Here is a 12529-nt window from a genome sequence, read left to right as displayed (position 1 = left end):
CCTACACTGTGATCGGTGTACACCCTGTTTGATCGTTCCCACGCTCCGCGTGGGAATGCAGCCCGGGACGCTCCGCGTTCCAAAAGCGGACGCAGAGCGTCCATTGAGGCGTTCCCACGCAGAGCGTGGGAACGATCGGTCTCGATTAGACGCGGGAAGCGAACAGGGCCTGGTGGTTGCGGCATTGTTCTGCGGTCAGCATGAACACGCCATGCCCGCCGCGCTGGAAGTCCAGCCAGGCGAAATCGACTTCCGGGTACAACGCGTCCACGTGCACCTGGCTGTTGCCCACTTCCACGATCAGCAAGCCCTTCTCGGTCAGGTGATCCGCCGCTTCAGCCAGCATCCGCCGAACCAGATTCAAACCATCATCACCGCAGGCCAGACCTAGCTCAGGCTCATGCTGATATTCATCCGGCATGTCGGCGAAATCTTCCGCATCGACATAAGGCGGGTTCGACACGATCAGGTCGAAGCGCTGACCCGGCAAGCCATCAAAACCATCGCCCTGCACCGTGTACACGCGCTCATCGACGCCGTGTCGCTCAATGTTCTGATTGGCCACTTCCAGCGCTTCGAACGACAGATCGGCCAACACCACTTCGGCGTTCTGGAACTCGTAGGCGCAGGCAATGCCGATGCAACCGGAGCCGGTGCACAGGTCGAGAATGCGCGCAGGCTCGGTGCCGATCCACGGCGCGAAGCGGTTTTCGATCAGTTCGCCAATCGGCGAACGCGGAATCAACACACGCTCGTCGACAATGAACGACATGCCGCAGAACCACGCTTCGCCCAACAGGTACGCGGTCGGAATGCGTTCTTCGATGCGGCGCTTGAGCAAGCGCTGCAGGTTGACCAGTTCGTCGTCTTCCAGCGCGCAATCAAGGTAGCTGTCGGCGATTTCCCATGGCAGGTGCAAGGCACCGAGTACCAATTGGCGGGCTTCGTCCCACGCATTGTCGGTGCCATGGCCGAAAAACAGATCCTCCCCATGGAAGCGGCTGACGGCCCAACGGATGTGGTCGCGCAGGGTACGAAGTCGGGAAGTGATCACGGGGCAGAACTCCAGAAAAAACGACTGGCGATTCTACCAGCCAAAACGCGTAACGACGACGCAGGAAAAACTTCGAGCGACGGTAGGAGTTTTCTTTTTTTTGCATCAGCCGTTGAACAGAACGTGTAACGTGACGGGGCTGCAGGCCACAATCGACGGTGCCTACGATGGTAGCGATTCACAGAATCGCTCAGCCAGAGGACAATGCCGCAAAAGCCCCACCCCAAGGAGCCCCAGAATGTCCGTTCCAAAAACGATGTTTCAACTCAGCGGCCGCGGTTACGCAGCGGCCACTCTGAGCCATGCCACCGTGGTCATCATCGATGCCCAGAAGGAATACCTCAGTGGCCCGCTGGCCCTGAGCGGCATGGACGCGGCCGTCGCGAACATCAAACAAGTGGTTGCCGCAGCCCGTGCAGCCGGTCGGCCGATCGTGCACGTGCGTCACCTCGGCACCGTTGGTGGTCTGTTCGACCCGCAAGGCGAACGCGGTGAGTTCATCCCGGGCCTCGAACCGCAGGGCGACGAAACCATCATCGGCAAACTGCTGCCGAGCGCGTTCCACGGCACCGAGTTGCTCGATCGCCTGCAAAACCTTGGTTCGCTGGATCTGATCGTTTGCGGTTTCATGAGCCACTCCAGCGTCAGCACCACGGTGCGCGCCGCGAAGAACCTGGGTTTCCGCTGCACTTTGGTTGAAGACGCCTGCGCCACTCGTGACCTGCCGTTCAAGGGCCGTGTGCTCAGCGCTGAACTGGTACAAGAAGCCGAAATGGCGATCATGGCCGACAACTTCGCCACCCTCGCCTTGACTCAGGATCTGATCTGATTCGAGCTCAGATGAGCGGCGCGCATGGCCGCTCATCCGCAAAACCCTCTCATTTGCCGCAATTGCCTTAGCCTCAGGAACAACATCGTCAACTCCCGGTCGAAGGGCCGATACCATTGAGGAAGGTCGGAATGAAGTTATCCGATGGATTTGACGCTCGCCGCTTGCGGCCCAAAGGCCAAAGCAACTGGCGTTTTCGATTCGGCGCTGCGATCGCTGCCATTCTGGCGACGTTCGGGGTGCTGCTGGCGATGGCCGGTGCCGCCAGCCTGCTGGGGCGCCCGCCGGCGCTCGGTGATTTGAATGCCACGCCGATGGGTTCGGCAATCATTCTGGCGGTCGGTTTGCTGTTTCTGTATTTCGGTGTCGCCCTGTGGCGCCGCTGCCGCCGTCGCGCACGGCAATCGCGGGAACTGAACATGTCCCCGCACCTGATGAAAAAACACGATTGAACAATGGCCTGGCTTTTTGCCGGGCCGTTTTGTTTCGACTTGGGTAAACTGGCCGCCCTTCGCGGAGGCTGACATGCAAGACGACGATTTTTCCCTGTTCAAAAACGAGCTGCGCGGCGTCAAGCCGATCAAGCACGACCGCGCCGACACCGGCAAGCCCAAGACTGACCGCGCGCAAATCGCCAAGCTGCGCCAGTCCGCCACCGTGCGCACCGACGCCACCACCGTTGATGGTCTGTCCGACCAGTTCGTGATCGACGTCGGCCCGGAAGACGAGCTGATGTGGTCGCGCGACGGCGTGCAGGAAAGTCAGATGCGCAAGCTCAAAGTCGGTCAGATTCCGTTTGAAGGCAGCCTCGATCTGCATGGCATGAGCGTCGAAAAGGCCCGCGAAACCCTTTGGGCGTTTCTTGCCGAAGCGACCAAATTTGAAATCCGCTGCGTGCGTGTGACTCACGGTAAAGCCGTGCGACTGGACGGCAAGCGACCGATGATTAAAAGCCACGTCAACACCTGGCTGCGTCAGCATGCACAGGTGCTGGGGTTCTGCTCGTGTCAGGCCAAACATGGCGGCGCGGGTGCGGTGTACGTGATGCTCAAACGCACGATGATGGAAGGTCGCGACGAATAATCGCGTTACACCGAACTTGCAGGGTCGTGTCCGCCACCGTACCCTTGCCCTTTGCGAAAATCCCCCACAGGTAGTTTCATGTCCCTGGAACAGAATTACACCGCGATTCTCGGCCAACTGGGCGAGGACGTCTCCCGCGAGGGCCTGCTCGACACGCCGAAGCGTGCCGCCAAAGCCATGCAGTACCTCTGCCGCGGTTATGAACAAACGCTTGAAGAGGTCACCAACGGTGCCCTGTTCAGCTCCGACAACAGCGAAATGGTGCTGGTCAAGGACATCGAGCTGTACTCGTTGTGCGAACACCACATGCTGCCGTTCATCGGCAAGGCGCACGTTGCGTACATCCCGAGCGGCAAAGTGCTGGGCCTGTCGAAGGTTGCGCGCATCGTCGACATGTACGCGCGTCGTCTGCAGATTCAGGAAAACCTCAGCCGCCAGATCGCCGACGCCATCATGCAAGTGACCGGCGCACTGGGCGTTGCCGTGGTGATCGAGGCCAAGCACATGTGCATGATGATGCGCGGTGTCGAGAAGCAGAATTCGTCGATGATCACTTCGGTGATGCTCGGTGAGTTCCGTGAGAACGCTGCCACCCGCAGCGAGTTTCTCAGCCTGATCAAGTAACGCGCCACACGAAAAAAACCGGCATTCATCGCCGGTTTTTTTTCGCCCGTGAAAAATCGGGTAAGCTGCGCGCCTTTCTCAATCTGCACCGTGAGGCTTTCAACGTGTTCGTCAAAGCGCTTCGTGTCGGCCTCGGCCAACTGGTTATCTTCATCGACTTCCTCACCCGTCCGGGCAAGAAAAAGCGCCCCGCCGCTGCTCAGGCTCAGGTTGATGCCGCTGCGAAAGATCTGACCCTGTATCAGTTTCACGCCTGCCCGTTCTGCGTGAAAACCCGCCGTACGTTGCGTCGTCTGAATGTGCCGGTGGCGCTGAAGGATGCGAAGAACAATGAGCAGGATCGTCAAGCGCTGCTGGAACAGGGCGGCCGGATCAAGGTGCCTTGCCTGCGCATTGAAGAGAATGGGCAGACGACGTGGATGTATGAGTCGAAGGTGATTATTGATTATCTGGATAAGCGATTTGCTGCGGTCTGATATTTCTATGTTGGGCTGATGACCCTATCGCGAGCAGGCTCACTCCTACAGGGGAACGCATTCCAATTGTAGGAGTGAGCCTGCTCGCGAAGAGGCCCTCTCAGACACAGCAAATCCCAGACAAAAATAAACCGGCCCTTGAGCCGGTTTATTTGTTTTTATCACGCCGCTTTATTTATCTGCGCCTGCCGCACCACCGCCGCCAGCCGCTTCAACCCTTCATCCAGCCGCGCCGGATCAATATGGCTGAAATTCAAACGCAAGTGCCCATGATGATTATCCGGCTCCGGGAAGAACGGCTCGCCCGGCATAAACGCCACATCATTGGCCAACGCCTCATTCAATAGCGTTCGAGTATCCAGCGGTTGCTTCAACGTCAGCCAGAAAAACAGCCCGCCCTGCGGCATGCTCCAATCTGCCAAATCGGCAAAATGCGTTTCCAGTGCCGATTGGAAGGCATCGCGCCGCTGCCGGTAGAACCCACGCAATTCACTCAAATGCTGCTGATATTTCTCTGTGCCGATCCATTGCAGCGCCTGCCATTGGCCGATGCGGTTGGTGTGCAGATCCGCCGATTGCTTGAGTTTAAGCAGGTGCGGAAACAGATCCGGGCTGGCGATCAAGTAGCCAACGCGCAACCCCGGCAGCAGGGTTTTCGACACGGTGCCGGTGTAGATCCAGCTGGATTTCTGCAAGCGTCCGGCAATCGGTTTGGCGCTGCCGCCGTCGAAGGTCAGTTCGCGGTAGGGCTCGTCTTCGATCAAGGTCACGCCGAATTCATCGAGCAATGCGGCGACTGCTGCGCGTTTGGCTTCGCTGTAGCGTACGGCTGATGGATTCTGAAAAGTCGGGATCAGGTAGATGAACGCCGGACGATGCTGCTCCAGTCGATTGCGCAATTGCACCAGGTTCGGGCCGTCGGACTCTTGCGGCACGGTCAGGCAATCGGCGCCGAACAACTGGAAGATTTGCAGTGCGGCCAGATAGGTCGGCGCTTCGAGCAGAATTTCCGTGCCTTTGTCGATGTACAGCTTGGCCGCCAGATCGAGGGTTTGCTGGGAGCCGCTGACCACCAATACCTGACTCGCCTCGCATCCCAGACCGAGCGCCCTCGCCTCCGCCGCCAACGCTTCGCGCAACGCCGGTTCGCCTTCGCTCATGCCGTATTGACCGAGCGCCAGCGGCATGTCCGCCCATTCGACTTTCGGCAACATGGCTTCGGCGGGCAAGCCACCGGCGAACGACATCACCTCAGGACGCTGGGCGGCGGCGAGAATTTCACGGATCAAAGAACTTTTAAGGCGCGAGACACGTTCGGAAAAAGCCATGGAGGTCACCGGTAGCGAGGGTGGTTTAAAATGAGTCAAACTGGTTGACTGAAATTACGACAGCTTGAGCGAGTACGTCAACATGCTTGACCTTAAAAACCCAACGAGCCAGCAGCAGGCGATGGAAGCGTTTTTCTTCGGCTATCAGGCGTTCACCGCCAAGGCTGACGAAATGCTCGAGCGCCGCGGGTTGTCGCGGGTGCATCAGCGCATTGTGTTTTTCATCGCGCGCTATCCGAATTTGAGCGTGAAGGAATTGCTTGGCTTGCTCGGCGTGAGCAAGCAGGCGCTGAACATGCCGTTGCGGCAGTTGCAGGAAATGCACCTGGTCGACAGCGTGGCGTCGGAGGCGGACAAGCGTAAACGGCTGCTGGAATTGACGGCGGAAGGTGCGAAGTTTGAGCAGGCGTTGCGGCGTGAGCAGGTGAAGTTGCTGGAGCGGGTGTTTGCCGAGGCTGGGGAGGCGGCGGTGAATGGGTGGTTGGCGGTGAATCTGGCACTGGGGAATACCCAGACAGTTCTCGATTGAATGGGCCGGCCTCTTCGCGAGCAAGCTTTGCTCCTACGGTTTGAGTTGCCTTGTAGGAGCAAAGCTCGCTCGCGAAGGGGCCCTCAAAGGCGATATATCCCTATCAATGGAACTTTCGTAAACAAAACCAAAAACAATATTTGCTTTATTTGTACACAAAAGCATAATCCACAGCGTGCGAGTTCCTGACCGCATGGTCAACAAATTCGCAAGTGCCTCAAAGGGCCGCTGCCACCCCTCATGGGTCCGGCCCTGGAAATAACAATAAAACTCTTGAGGAGTACTCGCTGTGGAAAGCCGCAAATCCGAAGCATCGACGCTGGATCTCTCGCCGCCATTACGCACTGGCCTGCTGGAGCGCTTGTTCAAACTCAGCTTGCATGGCACCACGGTGAAGACCGAGCTGATTGCCGGTCTGACAACCTTCATCACCATGGCCTACATCATCTTCGTCAACCCGAACATCATGGCCGATGCCGGGATTGACCACGGTGCGGCGTTCGTCGCCACCTGTATCGCCGCCGCACTGGGCTGCCTGCTGATGGGCCTGTACGCCAACTGGCCAGTCGGCCTGGCGCCGGGCATGGGCCTCAACGCGTTCTTCACGTACACCGTGGTCGGCACCATGGGCTACAACTGGGAGACCGCGCTGGGTGCGGTGTTTGTTTCCGGTGTGTTGTTTATGATCCTGACCTTCTCGCGGATTCGTGAGTGGCTGCTCAACAGTATTCCGGTCAGCCTGCGCTTTGCGATGGGTGCCGGTGTGGGCTTGTTCCTCGGTCTGATCGGCCTGAAAACCGCTGGCATTGTCGTCGACAGCCCGGCAACCCTGATCAAGCTCGGTTCCCTGCGTGAGCCCGGCCCGCTGCTCGCCGCCATCTGCTTCCTGATGATTGCGATCCTCAGCTACCACAAAATCTTCGGCGCGATCCTCATCAGCATCATCACCGTAACCCTCGCCGGTTGGGGTCTGGGCATCGTGCATTACGAAGGGATCATGTCGACGCCGCCAAGCCTGGCGCCGACCTTTATGGCGATGAACGTGGCCGGCGTGTTTAACGTCAGCATGATCAGCGTGGTGTTGGCCTTCCTCTTTGTACACATGTTCGACACCGCCGGTACGCTGATGGGCGTCGCTCAGCGCGCCAATCTGGTCGGCGCTGACGGTCGCATCGAAAACCTCTCCCGCGCGATGAAAGCCGACAGTGCTTCCAGCGTATTCGGTGCGGTGGTCGGCGTTCCGCCCGTCACCAGTTATGTAGAAAGTGCTGCCGGTGTGGCCGCTGGTGGTCGGACTGGTCTTACCGCAGTGACCGTAGGTGTGCTATTTATAGCGGCAATGTTTTTCGCACCGCTGGCCGGCATGATTCCCGCTTACGCCACCGCCGGTGCATTGATCTACGTAGCAATGCTGATGATGGGCGGCATGGCCCACATCGAGTGGGACGAAGCCACCGATGCCATCCCGGCAATCGTCACCGCCATCATGATGCCGCTGACCTTCTCGGTCGCCGACGGTATTGCACTGGGCTTCATCACCTACGTGGCGCTGAAGGCCGGTACCGGCAAGTACAAGGAAATCTCCGTGAGCCTGTGGGTGCTCTGCGCGATCTTCATCGCCAAGTTCATCTTCCTGTAAGCGCTACGCGGTTCAGGCTTCAAAACGGCCTCACCCTCACGGGTGGGGCTTTTGTGCATTTTTCAGTACAACAAAAAAGGAGGAAAGTGATGAGTCTGGAAACCTGGCTGCTGTTCAGCGGCGCTGCGTTGGTGGTGATCCTGATTCCGGGGCCACTGTCATTGCTGATGATCAGCAACAGTCTGAATTACGGTTTGCGCCGTTCTTACCCGGCGTTTTTGGGTGGCGTGATTGCGTCGATCTGTTTGCTCAGTGCTTCGGCGCTGGGACTGGGCGCCCTGCTGTTGGCGTCGGAGCAGTTGTTCAGTGCGCTGAAAATCGTCGGTGCGCTGTATCTGTTCTACCTCGCCTGGCAGAGCTGGCAGCAATCGCGTCAGCCGTCGGTAGGCGCGGAAGTGCCTCAGGCGGCACCGACTCCGCGCTTTCGCACCTTGTTCGGGCGCGCGTTTGTGTTGGGCGCGAGCAATCCGAAGGACATTCTGTTCTTCGCCGCGTTTCTGCCGCAGTTCCTCAGCGCGCAGCAGCCGTTCCTGCCGCAGTTGCTGATCATGATTGCCACCTGGGTGGTGCTCGATCTGTGCTGCAAACTGGCTTATGGGCTGGGTGCGCATGGGGCGGCGCGGTATCTGCGCAGTGGCAAGGGGCAGAGCTGGTTTAACCGGATCAGTGCCGGGTTGTTCAGTGGTGCGGGTGCCGCGTCCCTGTTGAGCCGTTAAGAGCAAAAGATCGCAGCCTGCGGCACCTCCTACATGGGATTGCACTTCAATCTGTAGGAGCTGCCGCAGGCTGCGATCTTTTGACTTTAGGACAGACGAAAAAAAAGCCCGCAGTGTGGGCGGGCGAAAGACCAAAGAAGCTATATGCGCAGTCGCTTCCCGGTGGGGGCAGCTGCTTGGGGGTCAGCTGCCCCGGTACGTGGAATAGCTGTACGGCGAAATCAGCAACGGAACATGGTAGTGATCCTGTTCGGCAGAGATGCCGAAGCGCAGCACAACCACGTCCAGAAAGGCCGGTTCCGGCAACTGAACACCACGGGCACGGTAGTAATCGCCCGCGTGGAACTGAACCTGATAAACGCCGGTACGATAATCATCGCCTTGCAGCAGCGGTGCATCGACCCGGCCATCGCTGTTGGTAATCGCACTGGCGACCAATTCCAGTTGCGAACCTTCAACGCGGTACAGCTCGACCTTGATCGAACTGCCCGGGCAACCGTGTGCAGCGTCCAAAACGTGTGTAGTCAAACGTCCCATTGATTCTGCGCGCCTGCCTGCGTGGAAGCAGTCAGACTTCGCGCCTCCCGAAGTCAGTTGAAAAGGAGACCGCACCGATTCGGAGCACGAAAAGCTGCGGCGAGCGACTGATTAAGACACTTTTCAAAAAAATTGTACACAATAAAAACGACATTTTTCACATCACCCCCGCCATTCGGGCGTTTCCCCTTGATCTGCCAGCAACGCGCCTATTCATTGAACCTCCTATCCATAAGCTGACGGGTCAGGCAGGTTTCTTGCAGGCTCACGCCAATAGCAGTAAAAGATGACAGTCGGTGAAAAATGCGAAAATTCAGGCTTACAAATTGCGATTAAAGTTGTATACAATCAGCCCATCGCTGTGACGCCAGCCTGTTCACTCACCGCCAGGCCGCCACAAAATCCCGACTTTGAACAAGTCATGAATAAGAAGGAAGACTGCAGTGAGCGCTGACTACCCACGCGACCTGATCGGTTACGGCAGTAACCCTCCTCACCCACACTGGCCGGGCAATGCCCGCATCGCCCTGTCCTTCGTACTCAATTACGAAGAAGGCGGCGAGCGCAACATTCTGCACGGCGACAAAGAATCCGAAGCGTTCCTGTCTGAAATGGTTGCTGCTCAGCCGCTGCAAGGCGCGCGCAACATGAGCATGGAATCGCTTTACGAGTATGGCAGCCGTGCCGGCGTCTGGCGGATCCTGAAACTGTTCAAGGAATTCGACATTCCGTTGACCATCTTCGCCGTGGCCATGGCCGCTCAGCGCCACCCGGATGTGATCCGCGCGATGGTCGATGCCGGTCACGAGATCTGCAGCCACGGCTATCGCTGGATCGACTATCAGTACATGGACGAAGCGCAGGAACGCGAGCACATGCTCGAAGCGATCCGCATCCTCACCGAAATCACCGGCGAGCGCCCACTGGGCTGGTACACCGGCCGCACTGGCCCGAACACCCGTCGTCTGGTGATGGAAGAAGGCGGTTTCCTCTACGACTGCGACACCTACGACGACGACCTGCCCTACTGGGAACCGAACAACCCGACCGGCAAGCCGCATCTGGTGATCCCGTACACCCTCGACACCAACGACATGCGCTTCACGCAAGTGCAGGGTTTCAACAAGGGTGACGACTTCTTCGAATACCTTAAAGACGCGTTCGACGTGCTCTACGCCGAAGGCGCTGAAGCACCGAAAATGCTCTCGATCGGTCTGCACTGCCGCCTCATCGGCCGTCCGGGTCGCATCGCTTCGCTCAAACGCTTTATCGAATACGCCAAAAGTCATGAACAGGTGTGGTTCAGCCGTCGCGTCGACATCGCGCGTCACTGGCACGAAACCCAGCCGTACCAAGGGGCCGCCAAATGAGCCGCTTTCAAACCCTGCAACCGTCGACCCTGAGCCGCGACGCTTTCGTCAAAGCTTTCGCCGACATCTACGAACATTCGCCATGGGTGGCCGAGAAGGCCTACGACCTGGGCGTGGACGCTTCGATCGACGAGATCGAAACCCTGCACCAGCGCATGAGCGACATCCTGTTGAGCGCCGATCACGCCAGTCAGCTGGCCCTGATCAACGCTCACCCGGACCTGGCCGGCAAAGCCGCCGTCCAGGGCCAACTGACCGAAGCCAGCACCAATGAACAAGCTGGCGCCGGTATTCACCAATGCACGGCCGAAGAGTTCCAGCGCTTCACCGAGCTGAACGACGCCTACAAAGCCAAGTTCAAGTTTCCCTTCATCATGGCGGTAAAAGGCAGCAACCGGCATCAGATCCTCGCGGCGTTCGAAACGCGCATTCACAACTCGCAAGACACCGAGTTCAAATGTGCGCTGGCGGAGATCAACAAGATTGCCCTGTTCCGTTTACTGACCCTATAGCGAGCCTGGCCCGAGAAACCTCTAGAACGCTTGTGTTTCCCAGGGCCCTGCAAGCATCCCCAGCCACTTATTTAAAGGCAGACAAGAAGAATGAAAGCTTACGCCGTACCTTTCGAGAAGTTCGTCAACCTGGCCGATGCCCGTCTGGGCACCAAAATCATCTCGGTCACCGATGACTGGTTCGCAGACGCCAATCGTCTGTTCCAACCGACCCCGGCCGTATGGAAGGAGGGCGTGTTCGATGACAACGGCAAGTGGATGGACGGCTGGGAATCGCGCCGCAAGCGCTTCGAAGGCTTCGACAGCGCAGTGATCCGTCTGGGCGTACCGGGCTCGATCAAAGGCGTGGACATCGACACTTCATTCTTCACCGGCAACTTCCCGCCATCGGCCTCGCTGGAAGCGTGCTTCCTGGCCTCGGGCGAGCCTGATGACAACACTCAGTGGACTGAAGTGCTGTCGGCCGTCGAGCTGCAGGGCAACAGCCACCACTACCACGAAATCAGCAACGACCAAGCGTTCAGCCACCTACGCTTCAACATCTACCCGGACGGCGGTGTTGCCCGTCTGCGCGTGTACGGTGTGCCGCATCGTGACTGGTCGGCGGTTGGCGACAACGAGCAAGTCGATCTGGCAGCAGCCCTCAACGGTGGCCGCGCCCTCGCCTGCTCCGACGAACACTTCGGCCGCATGAGCAACATCCTCAACCCGGGCCGTGGCATCAACATGGGCGACGGCTGGGAAACTGCACGTCGTCGTACGCCGGGCAATGACTGGGTCATCGTCGCGCTGGGTCACCCGGGCGAGATCGAGAAGATCGTCGTCGACACCCTGCACTTCAAAGGCAACTACCCGGACACTTGCTCGATCCAGGGCGCGTTCGTGAAAGGTGGTACTGACAGCCAGATCGAAACCCAGTCGCTGTTCTGGCGCGATCTGCTGCCAAGCCAGAAGCTGGAAATGCACGCCGAGCACACCTTCGTCGAGCAGATCAAAGCACTGGGCCCGATCACTCACATCCGCCTGAACGTGTTCCCGGACGGTGGCGTGAGCCGCCTGCGCGTTCTCGGCAAGGTCGCTAAATAACACCGCACTGATCGTTCCCACGCTCTGCGTGGGAACGCATCACTGGACGCTCTGCGTCCGTTTTGGATGTGACGCGGAGCGTCACGGGCTGCATTCCCACGCGGAGCGTGGGAACGATCACTCAACGAAAAGAAGAACAGCATGCGCACACTAACGATTGAACCGCTGAGCAAAGAAGCCTTCGCCCCTTTCGGTGACGTGATCGAAACCGACGGCAGCGATCACTTCATGATCAACAACGGTTCGACCATGCGCTTCCATAAACTGGCGACGGTCGAAACCGCTCAGCCTGAGGACAACGCGATCATCAGCATCTTTCGCGCCGACGCGCAGGACATGCCGCTGACCGTTTGCATGCTGGAACGCCATCCGCTGGGCAGCCAGGCTTTCATACCGCTGCTCGGCAACCCCTTTCTGATCGTGGTCGCGCCAGTTGGCGATGAACCTGTATCAGGCTTGGTCCGCGCCTTCGTCACCAACGGCAGGCAGGGCATTAATTACCATCGCGGCGTTTGGCACCATCCGGTGCTGACGATCGAAAAGCGGGATGACTTCCTGGTGGTTGATCGCAGTGGCACAGGCAATAACTGCGATGAGCATTTTTTCAAAGAGGAAGAGCGTCTGTTCCTCGCCCCCCACCAATAAGAGAAGGACTGATCACTCGACAACAAGACTGACAGGCGAGAGGTAAAGACTGTGGAAGCACAACTGATGGAATGGCTGAACCTGAGCGTGCGCTCGGTTCA

At 58.5% G+C, this 12529-nt stretch carries 15 protein-coding genes; 12 read left to right on the top strand and 3 right to left on the bottom strand.

The window, feature by feature from the left end; translation table 11 throughout:
- Nucleotides 1-145: 145 nt before the first annotated feature.
- Complete coding sequence (gene prmB / locus ACIOMO_RS10390) at nucleotides 146-1054, bottom strand: 50S ribosomal protein L3 N(5)-glutamine methyltransferase (RefSeq protein WP_053118677.1); 909 nt, start codon at nucleotides 1052-1054, stop codon at nucleotides 146-148.
- A 238-nt stretch (nucleotides 1055-1292) separates the two neighbouring features.
- Between prmB and ACIOMO_RS10385 the strand changes: the two genes are divergently transcribed.
- From ACIOMO_RS10385 to ACIOMO_RS10365, 5 genes are all read left to right on the top strand, one after another.
- Nucleotides 1293-1883: a cysteine hydrolase family protein gene (locus ACIOMO_RS10385; RefSeq protein ID WP_053118675.1), complete on the top strand. Its 591-nt coding sequence runs from the start codon at nucleotides 1293-1295 to the stop codon at nucleotides 1881-1883.
- A gap of 131 nt (nucleotides 1884-2014) precedes the next feature.
- On the top strand, nucleotides 2015-2335 hold the full coding sequence (locus tag ACIOMO_RS10380) for a hypothetical protein (RefSeq protein ID WP_007914024.1): 321 nt from the start codon (nucleotides 2015-2017) through the stop codon (nucleotides 2333-2335).
- Between the two features lie 73 nt (nucleotides 2336-2408).
- Nucleotides 2409-2966, top strand: a complete 558-nt coding sequence (locus tag ACIOMO_RS10375; protein WP_159815712.1) for a Smr/MutS family protein — start codon at nucleotides 2409-2411, stop codon at nucleotides 2964-2966.
- A gap of 78 nt (nucleotides 2967-3044) precedes the next feature.
- Nucleotides 3045-3590, top strand: coding sequence for a GTP cyclohydrolase I FolE (gene folE, locus ACIOMO_RS10370; protein WP_212551373.1), 546 nt, complete (start codon nucleotides 3045-3047; stop codon nucleotides 3588-3590).
- 104 nt (nucleotides 3591-3694) lie between these two features.
- Nucleotides 3695-4066 carry a glutathione S-transferase N-terminal domain-containing protein gene (locus tag ACIOMO_RS10365; protein WP_159815716.1) on the top strand — a complete coding sequence of 124 codons (372 nt, stop codon included), beginning with the start codon at nucleotides 3695-3697 and terminating at the stop codon, nucleotides 4064-4066.
- A gap of 161 nt (nucleotides 4067-4227) precedes the next feature.
- Here the strand turns inward: ACIOMO_RS10365 and ACIOMO_RS10360 are convergent, their stop codons facing one another.
- Entirely contained in the window at nucleotides 4228-5394 is a 1167-nt protein-coding gene (locus ACIOMO_RS10360; RefSeq protein ID WP_401240418.1) for a PLP-dependent aminotransferase family protein, read from the bottom strand.
- Between the two features lie 82 nt (nucleotides 5395-5476).
- On the opposite strand from ACIOMO_RS10360, the gene ACIOMO_RS10355 reads away from it, so the two are divergent.
- The 3 genes from ACIOMO_RS10355 (at nucleotide 5477) to ACIOMO_RS10345 (ending at nucleotide 8278) form a co-directional block, all read left to right on the top strand.
- Nucleotides 5477-5923: a MarR family winged helix-turn-helix transcriptional regulator gene (locus ACIOMO_RS10355; protein WP_401240415.1), complete on the top strand. Its 447-nt coding sequence runs from the start codon at nucleotides 5477-5479 to the stop codon at nucleotides 5921-5923.
- A 289-nt stretch (nucleotides 5924-6212) separates the two neighbouring features.
- Complete coding sequence (locus ACIOMO_RS10350; RefSeq protein ID WP_159815647.1) at nucleotides 6213-7562, top strand: NCS2 family permease; 1350 nt, start codon at nucleotides 6213-6215, stop codon at nucleotides 7560-7562.
- Between the two features lie 89 nt (nucleotides 7563-7651).
- On the top strand, nucleotides 7652-8278 hold the full coding sequence (locus ACIOMO_RS10345) for a LysE family translocator (protein ID WP_008080903.1): 627 nt from the start codon (nucleotides 7652-7654) through the stop codon (nucleotides 8276-8278).
- 183 nt (nucleotides 8279-8461) lie between these two features.
- Here ACIOMO_RS10345 and uraH read toward each other — a convergent pair whose 3' ends face one another.
- Nucleotides 8462-8815, bottom strand: coding sequence for a hydroxyisourate hydrolase (gene uraH / locus ACIOMO_RS10340; protein ID WP_008031462.1), 354 nt, complete (start codon nucleotides 8813-8815; stop codon nucleotides 8462-8464).
- A gap of 443 nt (nucleotides 8816-9258) precedes the next feature.
- Here uraH and puuE point away from each other — a divergent pair, with 443 nt between their 5' ends.
- From puuE to ACIOMO_RS10320, 4 genes are all read left to right on the top strand, one after another.
- Nucleotides 9259-10185: an allantoinase PuuE gene (puuE, locus tag ACIOMO_RS10335; RefSeq protein ID WP_034151757.1), complete on the top strand. Its 927-nt coding sequence runs from the start codon at nucleotides 9259-9261 to the stop codon at nucleotides 10183-10185.
- Nucleotides 10182-10697: a 2-oxo-4-hydroxy-4-carboxy-5-ureidoimidazoline decarboxylase gene (gene uraD / locus ACIOMO_RS10330; RefSeq protein WP_008080897.1), complete on the top strand. Its 516-nt coding sequence runs from the start codon at nucleotides 10182-10184 to the stop codon at nucleotides 10695-10697. Before puuE ends, uraD begins: the two co-directional genes overlap by 4 nt.
- A 90-nt stretch (nucleotides 10698-10787) precedes the next feature.
- The gene (alc, locus tag ACIOMO_RS10325) at nucleotides 10788-11783 is read left to right on the top strand and encodes an allantoicase (RefSeq protein WP_053118656.1); all 996 of its coding nucleotides are present in this window, start codon (nucleotides 10788-10790) and stop codon (nucleotides 11781-11783) included.
- A 141-nt stretch (nucleotides 11784-11924) separates the two neighbouring features.
- Nucleotides 11925-12428: an ureidoglycolate lyase gene (locus tag ACIOMO_RS10320; protein ID WP_401240409.1), complete on the top strand. Its 504-nt coding sequence runs from the start codon at nucleotides 11925-11927 to the stop codon at nucleotides 12426-12428.
- Nucleotides 12429-12529 lie beyond the last annotated feature (101 nt).

Source organism: Pseudomonas sp. NPDC087804 (assembly GCF_044742965.1).
GTDB lineage: Bacteria > Pseudomonadota > Gammaproteobacteria > Pseudomonadales > Pseudomonadaceae > Aquipseudomonas > Aquipseudomonas rustica.
This window is presented reverse-complemented; position numbering and strand designations above follow the sequence as displayed.

Bases quoted from the DNA above. Each gene is read 5' to 3' on its own strand.
- ACIOMO_RS10385 (WP_053118675.1), top strand. From the start codon at position 1,293: ATGTCCGTTCCAAAAACGATGTTTCAACTCAGCGGCCGCGGTTACGCA.
- ACIOMO_RS10380 (WP_007914024.1), top strand. From the start codon at position 2,015: ATGAAGTTATCCGATGGATTTGACGCTCGCCGCTTGCGGCCCAAAGGC.
- ACIOMO_RS10375 (WP_159815712.1), top strand. From the start codon at position 2,409: ATGCAAGACGACGATTTTTCCCTGTTCAAAAACGAGCTGCGCGGCGTC.
- folE (WP_212551373.1), top strand. From the start codon at position 3,045: ATGTCCCTGGAACAGAATTACACCGCGATTCTCGGCCAACTGGGCGAG.
- ACIOMO_RS10360 (WP_401240418.1), bottom strand. From the start codon at position 5,394: ATGGCTTTTTCCGAACGTGTCTCGCGCCTTAAAAGTTCTTTGATCCGT.
- ACIOMO_RS10355 (WP_401240415.1), top strand. From the start codon at position 5,477: ATGCTTGACCTTAAAAACCCAACGAGCCAGCAGCAGGCGATGGAAGCG.
- ACIOMO_RS10345 (WP_008080903.1), top strand. From the start codon at position 7,652: ATGAGTCTGGAAACCTGGCTGCTGTTCAGCGGCGCTGCGTTGGTGGTG.
- uraH (WP_008031462.1), bottom strand. From the start codon at position 8,815: ATGGGACGTTTGACTACACACGTTTTGGACGCTGCACACGGTTGCCCG.
- uraD (WP_008080897.1), top strand. From the start codon at position 10,182: ATGAGCCGCTTTCAAACCCTGCAACCGTCGACCCTGAGCCGCGACGCT.
- alc (WP_053118656.1), top strand. From the start codon at position 10,788: ATGAAAGCTTACGCCGTACCTTTCGAGAAGTTCGTCAACCTGGCCGAT.
- ACIOMO_RS10320 (WP_401240409.1), top strand. From the start codon at position 11,925: ATGCGCACACTAACGATTGAACCGCTGAGCAAAGAAGCCTTCGCCCCT.